Source organism: Microbacterium sp. GbtcB4 (genome assembly GCF_019091465.1).
Taxonomy (GTDB): Bacteria; Actinomycetota; Actinomycetes; order Actinomycetales; family Microbacteriaceae; genus Microbacterium; species Microbacterium paraoxydans.
Genome location: NZ_JAGXJJ010000531.1, coordinates 1 through 238 on the forward strand (window position 1 = coordinate 1; position 238 = coordinate 238).

The following is a 238-nucleotide window of genomic DNA, read 5'->3' on the forward strand; positions in this document are numbered from 1 at the left end:
CGCGGTCCTTGTAGGCAAGGAAGCGGAACGTGCCGAGGTCGGTGGGCACGGTGGCGTCGGCACGGAGGCTCACGCGGCGGCCGCGCTGGGCGGCCGGTGTGGCTCCGTCCGGGTCGATCTCGTTGAGGTGCGCGGTGAGCTGCTCGATCGTGATGACCGGCACGCCCTCGCGGGCGCCGAGTTCGTGATGCCCGGGAAGCCGCATCATACTGCCGTCCTCGGCGGCGGCCTCCGCGGC

At 73.1% G+C, this 238-nt stretch carries 1 pseudogene; it reads right to left on the reverse strand.

Annotated elements, in window-relative coordinates:
* A pseudogene (locus tag KVS71_RS18720) lies at nt 1–238 on the reverse strand (bifunctional 3,4-dihydroxy-2-butanone-4-phosphate synthase/GTP cyclohydrolase II); the annotation flags it as partial.